Annotated in this window: 15 protein-coding genes; 5 read left to right on the top strand and 10 right to left on the bottom strand. The window is 65.4% G+C overall.

Annotated elements, in window-relative coordinates; genetic code table 11:
• Positions 1–17 precede the first annotated feature (17 nt).
• Positions 18–1,148: an alcohol dehydrogenase catalytic domain-containing protein gene (locus F8O09_RS01420; RefSeq protein ID WP_158053687.1), complete on the bottom strand. Its 1,131-nt coding sequence runs from the start codon at positions 1,146–1,148 to the stop codon at positions 18–20.
• A gap of 166 nt (positions 1,149–1,314) precedes the next feature.
• On the opposite strand from F8O09_RS01420, the gene F8O09_RS01415 reads away from it, so the two are divergent.
• Positions 1,315–2,967 (top strand): helix-turn-helix domain-containing protein, encoded by a 1,653-nt coding sequence (locus tag F8O09_RS01415; protein WP_158053686.1) that lies wholly within the window; start codon positions 1,315–1,317, stop codon positions 2,965–2,967.
• Positions 2,968–2,977: 10 nt separating this feature from the next.
• On the opposite strand, the gene F8O09_RS01410 is transcribed toward F8O09_RS01415, so the two are convergent.
• Positions 2,978–3,865: an alpha/beta fold hydrolase gene (locus tag F8O09_RS01410; protein ID WP_158053685.1), complete on the bottom strand. Its 888-nt coding sequence runs from the start codon at positions 3,863–3,865 to the stop codon at positions 2,978–2,980.
• A 67-nt stretch (positions 3,866–3,932) separates the two neighbouring features.
• Here F8O09_RS01410 and F8O09_RS01405 point away from each other — a divergent pair, with 67 nt between their 5' ends.
• Positions 3,933–4,640 carry a 3'-5' exonuclease gene (locus F8O09_RS01405; protein ID WP_192497509.1) on the top strand — a complete coding sequence of 236 codons (708 nt, stop codon included), beginning with the start codon at positions 3,933–3,935 and terminating at the stop codon, positions 4,638–4,640.
• Between the two features lie 123 nt (positions 4,641–4,763).
• Here F8O09_RS01405 and F8O09_RS01400 read toward each other — a convergent pair whose 3' ends face one another.
• Positions 4,764–5,021, bottom strand: a complete 258-nt coding sequence (locus F8O09_RS01400) for a type B 50S ribosomal protein L31 (RefSeq protein ID WP_158031502.1) — start codon at positions 5,019–5,021, stop codon at positions 4,764–4,766.
• Between the two features lie 63 nt (positions 5,022–5,084).
• Positions 5,085–5,873 (bottom strand): ABC transporter ATP-binding protein, encoded by a 789-nt coding sequence (locus tag F8O09_RS01395; RefSeq protein WP_158053683.1) that lies wholly within the window; start codon positions 5,871–5,873, stop codon positions 5,085–5,087.
• Between the two features lie 103 nt (positions 5,874–5,976).
• On the opposite strand from F8O09_RS01395, the gene serB reads away from it, so the two are divergent.
• Positions 5,977–6,621, top strand: a complete 645-nt coding sequence (gene serB, locus F8O09_RS01390) for a phosphoserine phosphatase SerB (RefSeq protein WP_225732799.1) — start codon at positions 5,977–5,979, stop codon at positions 6,619–6,621.
• A gap of 38 nt (positions 6,622–6,659) precedes the next feature.
• Here serB and fabG read toward each other — a convergent pair whose 3' ends face one another.
• A complete protein-coding gene (fabG, locus tag F8O09_RS01385) occupies positions 6,660–7,376 on the bottom strand; it encodes a 3-oxoacyl-ACP reductase FabG (RefSeq protein ID WP_158031504.1) in 717 nt (238 codons plus the stop codon).
• Between the two features lie 197 nt (positions 7,377–7,573).
• On the opposite strand from fabG, the gene F8O09_RS01380 reads away from it, so the two are divergent.
• Both F8O09_RS01380 and F8O09_RS01375 read left to right on the top strand, forming a co-directional pair.
• Positions 7,574–8,056 (top strand): DUF3099 domain-containing protein, encoded by a 483-nt coding sequence (locus tag F8O09_RS01380; protein WP_158053682.1) that lies wholly within the window; start codon positions 7,574–7,576, stop codon positions 8,054–8,056.
• The gene (locus tag F8O09_RS01375) at positions 8,053–8,982 is read left to right on the top strand and encodes an SURF1 family protein (protein WP_158053681.1); all 930 of its coding nucleotides are present in this window, start codon (positions 8,053–8,055) and stop codon (positions 8,980–8,982) included. Before F8O09_RS01380 ends, F8O09_RS01375 begins: the two co-directional genes overlap by 4 nt.
• Before the next feature lie 64 nt (positions 8,983–9,046).
• Here the strand turns inward: F8O09_RS01375 and F8O09_RS01370 are convergent, their stop codons facing one another.
• The 5 genes from F8O09_RS01370 to sufD form a co-directional block, all read right to left on the bottom strand.
• Complete coding sequence (locus F8O09_RS01370; RefSeq protein ID WP_158031507.1) at positions 9,047–10,642, bottom strand: ABC-F family ATP-binding cassette domain-containing protein; 1,596 nt, start codon at positions 10,640–10,642, stop codon at positions 9,047–9,049.
• A gap of 305 nt (positions 10,643–10,947) precedes the next feature.
• Positions 10,948–11,271, bottom strand: a complete 324-nt coding sequence (locus F8O09_RS01365; RefSeq protein WP_158053680.1) for a metal-sulfur cluster assembly factor — start codon at positions 11,269–11,271, stop codon at positions 10,948–10,950.
• On the bottom strand, positions 11,271–12,038 hold the full coding sequence (sufC, locus tag F8O09_RS01360; protein ID WP_158031509.1) for a Fe-S cluster assembly ATPase SufC: 768 nt from the start codon (positions 12,036–12,038) through the stop codon (positions 11,271–11,273). The genes F8O09_RS01365 and sufC overlap by 1 nt, the downstream gene beginning before the upstream one ends.
• Before the next feature lie 41 nt (positions 12,039–12,079).
• Positions 12,080–12,427 carry a non-heme iron oxygenase ferredoxin subunit gene (locus F8O09_RS01355; RefSeq protein WP_158031510.1) on the bottom strand — a complete coding sequence of 116 codons (348 nt, stop codon included), beginning with the start codon at positions 12,425–12,427 and terminating at the stop codon, positions 12,080–12,082.
• Between the two features lie 2 nt (positions 12,428–12,429).
• Entirely contained in the window at positions 12,430–13,587 is a 1,158-nt protein-coding gene (gene sufD, locus F8O09_RS01350) for a Fe-S cluster assembly protein SufD (RefSeq protein WP_225732798.1), read from the bottom strand.
• Between the last annotated feature and the right edge of the window lie 12 nt (positions 13,588–13,599).

The following is a 13,599-nucleotide window of genomic DNA, read 5'->3' as shown; positions in this document are numbered from 1 at the left end:
AAGAGGTGAACGGCCGCTCATGCAGCAGCAGCCTCACCCGCACCGTCGAAGAGGATGACTTGACGCACGGCACGGCCGTCGGCGAGTTCGTCCATCGCTTCGTTGATCTGGTCGAGCGTGATGATTCGAGAGATCAGCTTCTCGACGGGCAGCTTGCCGCTGCGCCACCAGTCCGCGAACTTCGGGATGTCGCGTGAGGGCACTGCGGAGCCCAAGTAGCTGCCGATGATCGTACGGGCCTGACCGGTGATCACCGTCGGCGAGACCTCTGAGCGCGCGTCAGGATGCGGCAGACCGACCGTCACGGTGCGTCCGCCCGGCTTGGTCGCCCAGAACGCCGTCTCGAATGCCTTGGGGTGTCCGGCGCACTCGATGACGTGGTCGGCCTTGATCCCCTGCTCTGCGACCTCGGCCGGCGTGTAGACCGCCGTCGCGCCGAGCTCCAGAGCGCGCTCGAGCTTGTCGGGCAGCGCGTCGACGGCGAGCACGTCGCCCTTGCCGACCGCGAGCGCCGAGATGAGCGCCGACATGCCAACGCCGCCGAGTCCGACGACCATGACGGTGTCACCGTCATCAGGCTGCACGGCGTTGAGCATGGCTCCTCCGCCGGTCAGCACGGCGCAGCCCAGCACTGCGGCGATCTCGGGCGGCACGTCGTTGCCGACCGGCACGACCGAAGCGCGGTCGACGACGGCTCGCGTGGCAAACCCGGAGACTCCGAGGTGGTGCTTGACCTCTTCGCCGTCTCGGGTCAGATGATGTGTGCCGTGCAGCAGCACGCCGGCTTCGTTCGCCGCAGTGCCCGGAACACAGGGCAGACGCCCGTCGGTGGCGCATCCCTCGCACTCGCCGCAACGAGGCAGAAAGGTGAGCGTCACTCGGTCGCCGATGCGCAGGTCGGTCACCTCGTTGCCGAAGGCCTCGACGATTCCGGCCGCCTCGTGTCCGAGCAGCATCGGCACCGGGCGGGGGCGATTGCCGTCGACGACGGAAAGGTCTGAGTGGCAGATGCCTGCGGCCTCGATGCGCACGAGCACCTCGGTGGGCCCCGGATCGGTGAGTTCGAGTGTGCTGACCGTGATGGGCTTCGATTCGACGTACGGACGGCTGCGTCCGATCTCTTCCAGCACTGCTCCGGTGATCTGCATGATGGTGCTCCTCTGCTCGCCGTGACACTGCGCGCTGGCCGTTCACGGGACTCCGTTGTCTTGGCGTCGGTCTGCTCCACTGTGGAAGCAGATCACTACTGACAATACGAAGATCGAAGAACTGCAGCGATGGCAGGCAGACCATATGTGAGGCACAATCATATGCGTGACGCACAACCTCGCGCAGGGCAGAGAACAGTTGCAGCAGGTGCTGCTCGACACCGCGGCAGATCTCACCGAGCTGCGCGATCTGGAGGCGGTGCTGCAGGCGATCGTGCATCGCACGCGAGTGCTTCTCTCGACCGATATGGCCTATATCAGTCTGACCGATTTCGAACATGGCGAGACGTACATCCGTCATGCCGAGGGGGTGATCACGCAGGCCTATCGAACGATCCGACAGCCGTTGGGCACCGGTGTGCTCGGGCAGGTCGCCACGGGTCTCGCACCGGTCCAGTCCTCGAACTACGCCGAAGACCCAGAGATCGAGCATCTCGCCGAGATTGACGAGATCGTGCAGGGCGAGGGCGTCCAGGCTGTCATGGGCGTACCGCTCACCGTCACCGGACGCGTCATCGGCGCTCTGCTCGTGGCCGAACGGCACAGTCGTCTCTTCTCAGCCGCTGAGATCGCGGCGGTGGACTCACTCGGACGGTACGCCGCAATCGCGATCGACAACTCCATGCGTTTCGAATCGCTGACCAGGCTCGTCGAGCAGCTCTCCAGCCGACAGCGCCGCGACGCAGACGAGCTCGCCCTGACCACTCACGTGCTCGATCTGGATCGGCGGCTCATGGAAACGGTCATGGGCACGCCGGACGCCGAGCACCTGCTCATGATCGGCCGGTCGGCTCTGGCAGTCGATCTCGCCTTCTACGACGCTGACGGCTCGATGGTCGCCGCCACTTCTGGCCGTGCGCCCGAGGCTGACGCGCAGTCGTACGTCTCCGTGGTCGCCGCAGGTGAGACGCTGGGACGAGTCGTTGCGGATCGACTGCTCAGTGAGACAGAACGCACTCTGCTCGAACGGGTCGCCGTGCACCTGGCCCTCGCGGTGCTCTTCGAACGGGCCGAAGAGGATGCCGACCTCCGTCGTCAGTCTGAGGTCGTCGAAGACATCATCGACGGTCGCGAGCACTCCCGTGAGCGCATCGAACGCCGTCTGAAGCACTGGGGCATCCGTTCTGGGGAACCGCTGCTGTGCGTCGCGATCGAAGTGCCCGACCAAGACCGTCGCCGTCTGCTGCAGCTGCTGAGCGGCCTGCGAATGCGCTGCGTGCTGATGTCGTCGCATTCGGGCCATGTCTGCATGGTGACGGTCGACACGCAGTGGGAGCAGCGCGTCCGCGACCTCTTCGCAGCACGCGGTTGGACGCTGAGAGCCGGCGTCGAGGGCCCCTTCGACGACCCGCGGCTCATCGGCAGCGGGCACGAGCGAGCTGAGCTGGCATTGCATTCCTTGGACACTCTGCAGCGCGACGGCATCGTGCACGGCGAGCAGCTGGGGCTGCTGGGCGTCGTCCTCGGACTGGCTCGACGCGGGCAGACGCCGCAGTCGCTGACGGCGCCGATCGACGGCTTGATCGCCTACGACCACACGCACCACACAGATCTCACGAACACGGCGTACGTCTATCTGGAGTCCGAGGGCAACACGGCGCTCACCGGTGAACTCCTCAGCGTGCACCGCAACACCGTTCGCCAGAGGCTCGAGCGCATCAGCACGGTCCTCGGCGCAGGTTGGGACGCCTCGCCTCGCAGGCTCGGAGTGCATCTGGCCCTGCGCATCCGTGACGCCCAGGTGACGCTCGATCGCTGACCGATCAGGCTCACACCGGTGCGCACACGAACGGTCGAACCCAGCTGTCAGCCTGGCGCCAGGCCTCATAGTGAACAAGATGACCGACGCCCTCGACGACCTCAAGACGAGCGTTCGGGAGAGCCTCGACGAACGTGCGCTGCGACGTGAGCGGCACGATGTCGTCGCGGTCGCCGGCGATGACGAGCACAGGCATGGTCAGTTTGTCGGCATACTCCCCCGTGTCATGTGTGATCGAGGTGTGGAAGGCCTCGAGCAGACCCGACGGAGAGTCGAACACCGAGAAGTACGCCTGGTGCTGAGCATGGATCCACGCTCGCAGCCGAGGGTCATGCGTCTTCGCCATGATCTCACTCATGACCCGCACGACGAGTCGCATCGAGAGCACCCGACGCGCGGCGCCCTCGGGGAGCAGTGCGGTGAGCCGGTAGTAGCCGAGCGCGGCAAGGCTGCCGAGGCGCTGCGGTCCCTGCAGCGCCGGCTGACTGATGGGGTTGATCAGCACGACTCGGCTCGGCTGCAGACCGGATGCGACGGCGGCGCAGACCACGATCGACCCGAACGAGTGACCCAGCACCGGCGCTTCGGGCAGTCCGATGGCAGCGGTGAAACGTCTCAGCCATGTCGCATACGCATCGATGGTGTTGCCTGCGGCGAGGCTCTCGGACTGCCCGAAGCCGGGCAGATCCGGCGAGATGACCCGCATGTCGGGCGGGAGGCCCTTGGCGATCAGGTCGAGGCCTTCATGGGTGCCGCGAAATCCGTGCACAAGCACGATAGTGGGCGTATCCGCGCTGTGCGCGCGCGACTGGTCATTCGACCGGGCGGATGCCGTCTCGCCGTAGACCCAATACGTCGTGGTCGTGCCGTCGATCACCGTCTGCTTGCGCTCAGCCATCCGCTCAGTCTACGTCGCGCCCACGGGAGTTCCGCTCATGTCACAGGTCGCCGCTAGACTTCAGCACATGGAAAACACCCCGAAACTGCCTGAGTGGGCACGCGACCTCTTTGTCTTCGACACCGAGACGACAGGGGTGAACACCGACACCGCGCGCATCGTCAGCGCCTATATCGGCAGACTCGACGCATCTGGAGCCGTCACCGCAGAACGCTCATGGCTGATTGATCCAGGAGTCGAGATCCCCTGGCAGGCGCAGAAGGTGCACGGCATCAGCACCGAACAGGCTCGGGCCGAGGGTCAGCAGGCCGCCGAAGCCGTGGCCGAGATCGTGACCGCTCTCCGTGCGGCACTCGAACGGGGGGTGCCGGTGGTGGCGTACAACGCCCCGTATGACTTCTCGATCGTGCACAGCGAGGCGCTGCGCTATGGCATCGCCCCGCTCGTCAATCCGAGCCCCATCATCGATCCGCTGGTCATCGACAAAGCCGTCGACACGTATCGCCGTGGCAAGCGCACACTCACAGTCACGACCGAGCACTACGGAGTGCGGCTCGACGATGCGCATCATGCCTCTGCCGATGCGCTCGCCGCCGGCCGTCTTGCGCAGGCCATCGCCCAGGCATACCCGGAACGGCTCGATGTGAGCGCCCAGCAGCTGCACACCGACCAGATCGGCTGGGCTCAAGAGCAGGCCGACAGTTTCATCGACTACATGCGCAAGACACGCGGAATGACCGACTTCTGGACGAGTGGCAGCTGGCCCGTCCGCTGACTGCAGCCGACGCCTGGGGCGCACCGGGCGGGCAGGTGTGGAAACACAGCTTGCAGCCCAGAAGACACAGAAAGAGGGACGCCATCTCTGGCGTCCCTCTTTCTGCTATCGCGTGCGAGTGGCTCAGGAAAGCTTGCCGAAGCCCTTGTACCGCGAGTTGAACTTCTCGACGCGACCGGCCGAGTCCATGATGCGCTGCTTGCCCGTGTAGAACGGGTGCGACACCGACGAGATCTCGACGTCATAGACCGGGTAGGTCTTGCCGTCGGTCCACTCGATGGTCTTGTCCGACTTCACCGTCGAGCGGGTGAGGAAGGTGTCGCCGCTCGCCAGGTCGCGGAACACGACCGGAGCGTAGTCGGGGTGAATGCCTTTTTTCATTGAGTGATCCTTTTGTTCGTACTCAGACGATTCTGCACGCGATGCGCATAAGCCAAGCTGACACTATACCAGATTCGCGCGCGCTGCGTAGCGTCCCTCGTTCTCGGTCACAGTCAGCGGCAGCCCGTACAGCTCGCTGAGCCTCTCGCTGATGACGACCTGGTTGATGGGGCCCTGTCGCATGACCTTGCCGTCTTTCAGCAGCAGAGCGTGCGTGAAGTTGCGCGGAATCTCCTCCACGTGATGCGTCACCGACACCAGGGCGGGCGCGCCGGGGGCGACGGCGTACTCCCCGAGCAGCTGCAGCAGCTCTTCGCGCGCACCGAGATCGAGATTGGCCGTGGGCTCGTCGAGCAGCAGAACCTCAGGGTCGCTCATCACCGCCCGAGCGATCTGCACACGCTTGCGCTCGCCGTCGCTCAGCGAGCCGAAGCGACGGTGGCTGAGCGGCTCGAGCTGCCAGTCGCGCAGCATTGAGTGCGCACGGTCGAGATCGAGCTCGTCGTACTTCTCGTTCCAGCGGCCGGTCACGCCATAGACGGCCGTGAGCACGGCGTCGAGCACCGATTCATTCGCCGGAATGCGCGCTCCAGTGGTCGACGATGCGACGCCGATGCGGGGTCTGAGGTCGAAGACGTCGACACGCCCGAGCTGCTCGCCCAGCACGCGCACCTCCCCCGTGCTGGGGTGCAGCTGAGCGCTCGCCACGTTCAGCAGCGTGGTCTTGCCTGCGCCGTTCGGGCCGAGCACCACCCAGCGCTCGTCGCCTTCGACGCGCCACGAGACGTCGTCGAGCAGGGCGCGGCCAGAGCGCCGCACGCTGACATGCTGAAGATCGAGCACTGTAGTCATGGGCTCCAGCCTAGAACATGCCTTCGACTTCTTGGAACGCCGCACCGTGTGTTGACGTCACCCGATGAGCCTGGGGTGACGTCCCTGCCGGTAGACTGGGTCGGTGACCGTCTCAATGCTCGTCGTGACCGATGTCGACTCCACGCTCATCCAGGACGAGGTGATCGAGCTGCTCGCCGATGCGGCCGGCGTCCGTGCCGACGTCGCGGCCGTGACCGAACGGGCCATGCGCGGTGAGATCGACTTTCGTGAGAGCCTGACCGAGCGTGTCGCCACTCTGGGCGGTCTGCCCGAATCTGTGGTCATGGATGTGGTCGACCGTGTGCGGGTCAGTCCCGGCGCCGAGCAGCTCATTTCGGCTGTGCATGCGCACGACGGCCGCATCGGGGCGGTCTCCGGAGGCTTCAGCCAGATTCTCGAGCCGCTGGCCGACCGTCTCGGCCTCGACCTCTGGGCGGCCAATGTGCTCGAGATCGTCGACGGGCGACTGACCGGACGGGTCAGCGGTGAGATCGTCGACGGTCGGCGCAAGGCCGATCTGCTGACGCAGTGGGCCGCGGAGCTCCAGGTTCCGCTGGCACGTACTGTGGCGATCGGCGACGGCGCCAACGATCTGGTCATGATGCGCACGGCCGGCACCTCGATCGGGTATCGCCCGAAGCCGGTGGTGGCGGCGCAGGCCGACCATGTCATCCTGCCGCCCGCAGGGCTGGACTCAGCCGTGCCGTACCTGCCGATCGGCGACTGACCCCCGCCGCTGCCTCGGAAGGCCGGAGCCGCGGGGCGTCAGTGCCCCATCCCGAGGCCGCCGTCGACCGGGATGACCGCACCGCTGATGTAGCCGGCGTCGTCTGAGGCCAGCCAGGCAATCGTGCGCGCCACGTCGTCGACCGAACCGAAACGCCCCGCAGGAATCGCTTTCAGGTATTCGGCCCGCTGCTTCTCGTTGAGCTCCGCCGTCATGTCGGTCTCGATGAAGCCCGGGGCGACCACGTTCGCCGTGATGCCGCGTGCCCCCAGCTCGCGCGTCACCGAGCGTGCGATGCCGATGAGGCCGCTCTTGGCCGCGGCGTAGTTCACCTGGCCCGCTGAGCCGTAGAGGCCGACGACGCTCGACAGCAGGATGATGCGCCCCCAGCGCGCTTTGATCTGCCCCTTGACCACGCTCTTGATCGAGCGGAACACCCCGGTGAGGTTGGTGTCGATCACCGATGAGAAGTCGTCCTCGCTCATCCGCAGCAGAAGTGTGTCGTGTGTGATGCCCGCGTTGGCGACCAGAATCGCCACCGGTCCAAGCTGCTGCTCGACCTCGGACACCGCCGTGTTCAACGACGCCTGGTCGGTGACGTCCGCATGCACTGTCAGTGTGCCCTCGGGCCCGGACCCGTGCCGAGCGGTGACGGCGACGGGATACCCGCGGCGCACGAACTCCTCGGCGACCGCTCGGCCGATGCCGCGGTTGCCTCCGGTGATCAGAACGACGCGTGCTTCGGCTGCAGACATGAGGGACTCCTTGTGATGATCGATTCGGCGAGAAGGATGCGACATGGCCGAGACGGATCGGCCCATGCCCGCTGCATCCGTCTTAGACTATAGTCACGGGCGTGTGTACGCTCGCGTCACCGGCTTCTCGGGTCGGTGCAGCGCAACGGGGCATCTCTGACCCGGTGCGTTCGTCAAGCCCGCAGGAGGTGATCGACATGCCGAACCGCCAGGTCGCCGTCGTCACCCACGCCCCGAACTCTCCCAGAGACGACCGCGTGCGACGCATGGTGCACTACTCGATCGCCATGGGCATCCGCATCGTCTGCCTGCTCGCACTCTTCGTCGTACCGGGCTGGTGGAAGCTCATCCCAGCGTTCGGTGCGGCGTTTCTGCCCTACTACGCAGTGGTCATCGCGAACCTGCCCAAGCGCGTCAATGACGACGGCTTTCAGTCGATCGTGCAGCAGGCCATCAGTCAGGATGCGCACGCGCACAGTGCAGCCGCGGATCGCGCCGAGACGATCACCGTCGACGAGCCCACGTTCGCCGGAGACGACGCGGCGTTCGACACCAGCCAGGACGGCACTCGGTCGCACTCCGATTCCGTTGGCTCAGACTCACGGGCACTCCGTCCGGTGCCGTCAGGCGTCATTTCATCAGCGAGTCAGCATGATCAGCTGACTCTGCATCACGCATGAGCGCGGCGAAGACGCGGCCACCTCTGCTGGCGGCGCTGGGCAAGCTCCGCCCGTGGGAATGGATCGGCTATCTCGCCGGCGTCGTCGTCTTCGCCGTCATCTGCGTGATGCTGTCTCGCTGGCAGTTCGATCGCCGTGACCAGGCTGTCGCCGAGATCGCCAAAGTCACCAACAACTGGTCGGCGCCGGCTGCAGAGCTGCCCGATCTGGTTCCCGGCCTCGACGACTTCGACGAAGCCGACGAATACCGAAAGGTGCTGCTGCACGGCACGTATCTGACCGACGAGCAGCTGCTGGTGCGCAATCGTCCCCTGAACGGACAGCCCGGGTTCGAGGTGCTCGTTCCGTTGCGACTCGACGATGACCCGGCGTCTGCTGACTCGACGACGACCACAGCCGGCCGCGTCTTCTTCGTGAATCGAGGATGGCTCCCCACGGGGTCTGACGGCGACGCTCCCGCCGACGTGCTCGCGCCGCCGTCGGGTGAGGTCGAGGTGGTCGCCCGGCTGCGTCCGGCACAGCCTGAGGTCGACCGCTCGGCCCCAGACGGGCAGATCGCCAGCTTCGCTCTTCAGCAGGTCGTCGACCGATTCGACCTCTCCCCCGCCTACACGGCGGCCTACGGACAGATGGAGTCTGAGTCGCCTGCCGCGGCCGATCGACCGCAGATCATTCCGCAGCCCAGTCTCAGCGAGGGCAGCCACCTCTCGTATGCCCTGCAGTGGATCGCCTTCGCCGTACTCGCCTTCGTCGGATTCGGCTACTCGATCAGGCAGACGCTGCGTCGCATCGAAGAGACCGGCAACGACGAGGTCATCGCGCAGCAGCGCCGCCGTCAGGGCAGCCGTCGACACGACGACGACACCGACTACGAAGACGCGCTGATCGATGCCGCAGCACGACACAGGAGTACTCCGGACGAGTGATGCCGGTCGCTGTCGGGCCGTCCAGCGCGACAGCTCCGACCGGATGCCGCCGCGAACCGCGGCTTCAGGCCAGCGAGATCAGATCGGCGTACTCGGCGGTCCAGATGTCTTCAGTCGCCTCAGGCATGATGACCACGCGCTCTGGGTCGAGCGCGAGCACCGCGCCTTCGTCATGACTGACCATGATCACGGCGCCCTCGTAGTGCGAGAGCGCGTCGAGGATCTGCTCTCGACTGGCCGGATCGAGGTTGTTGGTCGGCTCGTCGAGCAGCAGCACGTTGGCGCTCGAGACCACCAGTCGAGCCAGTGCGAGTCGCGTCTTCTCACCGCCGGAGAGCACACCGGCAGGTTTCAGCACGTCGTCACCGGTGAACAGGAACGAGCCGAGCACGCTGCGCGCCTCGCGTTCGCTGAGATCGGCGCCGTCGAGCATGTTCTGCAGCAGCGTTCTGTCGCCGTTCAGCGTCTCATGCTCCTGCGCGTAGTACCCGAGCTTGGCGCCGTGGCCGAGCTCCACCACACCGGAGTCCGGCTTGTCGACCCCAGCGAGGATGCGCAGCAGCGTCGTCTTGCCCGCACCGTTGAAGCCCAGAATGACCACGCGCGACCCACGGTCGATCGCAAGGTCGACCGAGGTGAAGATCTCAAGCGACCCGTAGCTCTTCGAGATGCCCTTGGCCATGAGCGGCGTCTTGCCGCAGGCGGCGGGCTTCGGAAAGCGGATGTTCGCGACCCGATCGGCCTGGCGCGGGCCTTCGAGCCCTTCGACCAGTTTCTCGGCCCGCCGCTGCATCTGATGTGCCGCCGCGGCCTTGGTGGCCTTCGCACCGAAGCGAGCCGCCTGCTGCTGCAGCTGGGTGGCCTTCTTCTCGGCGTTGGCCCGTTCGCGCTTGCGTCGCTCTTCGTCGGCGATGCGCTGCCTCTGGTAGAGCTTCCAGCCCATGTTGTAGATGTCGATCGTCAGGCGGATCGCATCGAGATAGAAGACACGGTTGACCGTCTCTTCGATCAGTCGCACATCGTGGCTGATCACGATGAGCGCCCCCTGATACTTCTGCAGAAACCCGCGCAGCCACATCACCGAGTCGTGGTCGAGATGGTTGGTCGGTTCGTCGAGCACCATGGTGTCGGCGTTGGCGAAGAGAATGCGTGCGAGATCGACGCGGCGTCGCTGGCCGCCCGAGAGCGTGCCCAGAGGCTGGGCGAGCAGACGATCGTCGAGTCCCAGATTGTTCGCGATCACTGAGGCGTCGGCTTCGGCCGAGTAGCCGTCGAGCGCCTCGAAGCGGTCGGTCAGTCGGCCGAATCGGGCCATCGCCTTCTCGGCGACCTCCGGGTCGGGCGACCCCATGTCGTCCTGCGCCTGTTTGAGCTGGGCAGAGAGATGCCCGAGCTCACGGGCGTCGAGGATGTGATCGAGCGCCTTCTGATCGGGATGCCCAGCTTTTGGATCCTGCGCCAAGTAGCCGAAGACACCTCTGCGCTCGACCTCCCCGTGAGCCGGCAGCAGCTCCCCGGCCAGCACTTTGGTGAGCGTGGTCTTGCCTGCGCCGTTGCGCCCGACCAACCCTACTTTGTCGCCCTTGTCGACGCGGAAGTTCACTCCGCTCATCAGGGTGCGGGCACCCACTCTGATCTCAAGATCTTTAACGGCGAGCACTCGCGGTCCTTCTTCTGCTGTGGTTCTGCGCGGCGTCTGATGCGCAGTGATTCGTTCGCGGTTCTGTGCGGCGGCCGACAGGTGACGTCTGCACGGCTCGGGCGCACGGCGTGTCTGCGCCGACCCGATCAGTCAGTATACGGTACCTGCCTGGCTCCGCGTCAGATGCGCATGACGGGCCGTCTGTCGCACATGCGCCGCAGAGCGGGTCTGGGCGCCCTGCGGCGCCCACGAGATGCGAAGAGCGCGGCCGGACGTGAAATGCTCCACGCCGGTCGCGCTCGTTCGATGGGATGCTGCGGTCGTCAGATCGAGAAACCGAGCGCCCGCATCATGTCGCGTCCCTCAGGTGTGATGCGCTCTGGGCCCCACGGCGGCATCCACACCCAGTTGATGCGAAAGGACGGCACGACGTCTTTCAGCGAGGCGGTGATCTGCTCCTCGAGCACGTCGGTCAGCGGGCAGCCGGCCGAGGTGAGCGTCATGCTGATCACCAGTTCGCCGTCCTCGTCGAACGAGAGGTCGTAGACGAGACCGAGGTCGACGATGTTGACGTCGAGTTCGGGGTCGACGACTTCGCGCAGCGCGTCTTCGATCTCGTCGTACTTCTCTGGCGAGGGCTCAGCCATCAGACCAGGGCCTCGTTGGGATCGAGGAAGCGATCGTAGCCTTCGTCCTCGAGACGGGTGGCGAGCTCAGGGCCGCCTTCTTCGGCCACCCTGCCCTTGACGATCACGTGCACGAACTGCGGCTTGATGTAGCGCAGGATGCGGGTGTAGTGCGTGATCAGGATCAGACCGGTGTCATTGTTCTCGTGCACGCGGTTGACGCCCTCTGAGACGATGCGCAGGGCGTCGACGTCAAGGCCGGAGTCCGTCTCGTCGAGCACGGCGAACTTGGGCTTGAGCAGCTCCATCTGCAGAATCTCATGACGCTTCTTCTCTCCGCCCGAGAAGTTCTCGTTCACGTTGCGCTCGAGGAAGTCGTCGCTCATGCGCAGCTCTTTCATCGAGCCCTTGACCTGCTTGACCCAGTCGCGCAGTTTCGGTGCCTCGCCGTCGATGGCCGTCTTGGCGGTGCGCAGAAAGTTGCTCACCGTGACACCGGGGATCTCGACCGGATACTGCATGGCAAGGAAGAGCCCGGCGCGGGCGCGCTCGTCAGCGCTCTTGTCGAGCATCTCTTCGCCATCGAGCTTCACCGAACCGCTCTTGACGATGTAGCCGGGGTGACCGGCGAGCGAGTAGGCCAGCGTCGACTTGCCCGAGCCGTTGGGGCCCATGATGGCGTGCACCTCGCCCGTGTTGATGGTGAGGCTGATGCCGTTGAGAATCGGCTTCTCGCCTTGGTCGGTCTCGACGCTGACGTGGAGATCTCGGATTTCCAGTGATGACATGGTGTTTCTTTCTGTGAGGTTCAGTTGTTCCGAACGCGAGCTCAGCCTTGGGCGAGCGTGCCCTTCGGATCTATGTAGATGTCGCCGTCTCTGATTTCGACCGCGTAGACGGGAACCGGCTCGTAGGCCGGCAGTGTGAGCGGCTTGCCGGTCGTCAGATCGAACTTCGACCCGTGAGCCCAGCATTCCAGTGTGCAGCCTTCGACGAAGCCCTCTGAGAGCGAGATGTCTCCGTGCGAGCAGCGGTCGCCGATCGCATGCACTTCGCCCTCAGCGGTCTTGACCAGAGCGATCGGCTCGTCACCGATGGTGACGCGCAGCGGAGCCTCCGGGTCGAGCTCGTCAAGCGAGCAGACTCTGACGAGGTGGTTGGTCTCGGTGTCAGACATGCTCACACCTCCGTATGCAGCAGCTCTGCCTCGACAGCCCGCTCCAGACGTTCCTCCAACGGGGCGTAGCCGATGCGCTGGATGACCTCGATCAGGAACCCGCGCACGACCATCCGCTTCGCCTCGTCCTCGGTGATGCCGCGCGACTCGAAGTAGAACAGCTGCTCTTCGTCGAATCGGCCAGTGGCCGAAGCATGACCGGCGCCGATGATCTCTCCGGTCTCGATCTCGAGGTTCGGCACCGAATCGGCGCGAGCCCCATCGGTCAGCAGCAGGTTGCGGTTGAGCTCATAGGTGTCGGTGTCTTCGGCGTCAGCCCGGATCAGCACGTCGCCGATCCAGACGGTGCGTGCGCCTTCGCCCTGCAGCGCGCCCTTGTACGTCACCCGTGATACGCAGTTCGACTCATTGTGGTCGACGTAGACCTGCTGTTCCAAGTGCTGATGCGCGTCGGCGAAGTAGATGCCGTCGAGCTCGACGTTGGCGCCCGGCCCGTCGAAGCGAGCCGACGGGTTCACCCGCACGACGCCTCCGCCGAGGTTGACCACGACGTGTCGCAGATGAGCCGAGCGGCCGATCGTGATGAAGTGCTCGGCATCGTGCACTGCCGTGTCGTTCCACTCCTGCAGCGTGATGACGGTGAGATCTGCCTCAGCCTCGACCACGATTTCGACGTTCTCGGCCAGGTTCGCATCGCCCTGGTTCTCAAGCACGACGATCGCCTTGCTGTGCGGCTTGGCGGTGATCACCGTGTGAGCCGCGCGAGGAACGTCGCCCAGCTGGCCTCGCGTGACGAACACCGGGTCGGCGAGCTCCGCGTCGGCCGGAATCGTGATGCTCAGCGCCTGGGCGAAGCCGCTCCAGGCCGCTGCCGAGACGTAGTCTTCGGGCAGCGTCTGCGACGATCCGACGACTTTGTCTGTGCGAGCCACCCACACAGCGGTGACGCCCTCAGGCGCGGTGAACGTGTAGTCGTACGTGCTGCCGTCGAGTTCGCCGAACAGCGCGGCAATGCGATCGAGCGGCGTGTTCTTCCACACCAGCTCGCGATTGCTCGGCTTGCTGAACTTCGAGACATCGGTCGAGGCGAAGCGCTGGGAGCGAGTCTGCACCGGCACGTCGTACCCGTGGCTGTGCTCTTTCAGTCCTTGCTGTGTCACTGTGTCAGTCAC

It is taken from the genome of Pseudoclavibacter sp. CFCC 11306, from assembly GCF_008831235.1.
GTDB lineage: Bacteria > Actinomycetota > Actinomycetes > Actinomycetales > Microbacteriaceae > Pseudoclavibacter_A.
Note: the sequence above shows the minus strand (reverse complement) of the source record. Positions and strands in the feature narration are given on the sequence as shown.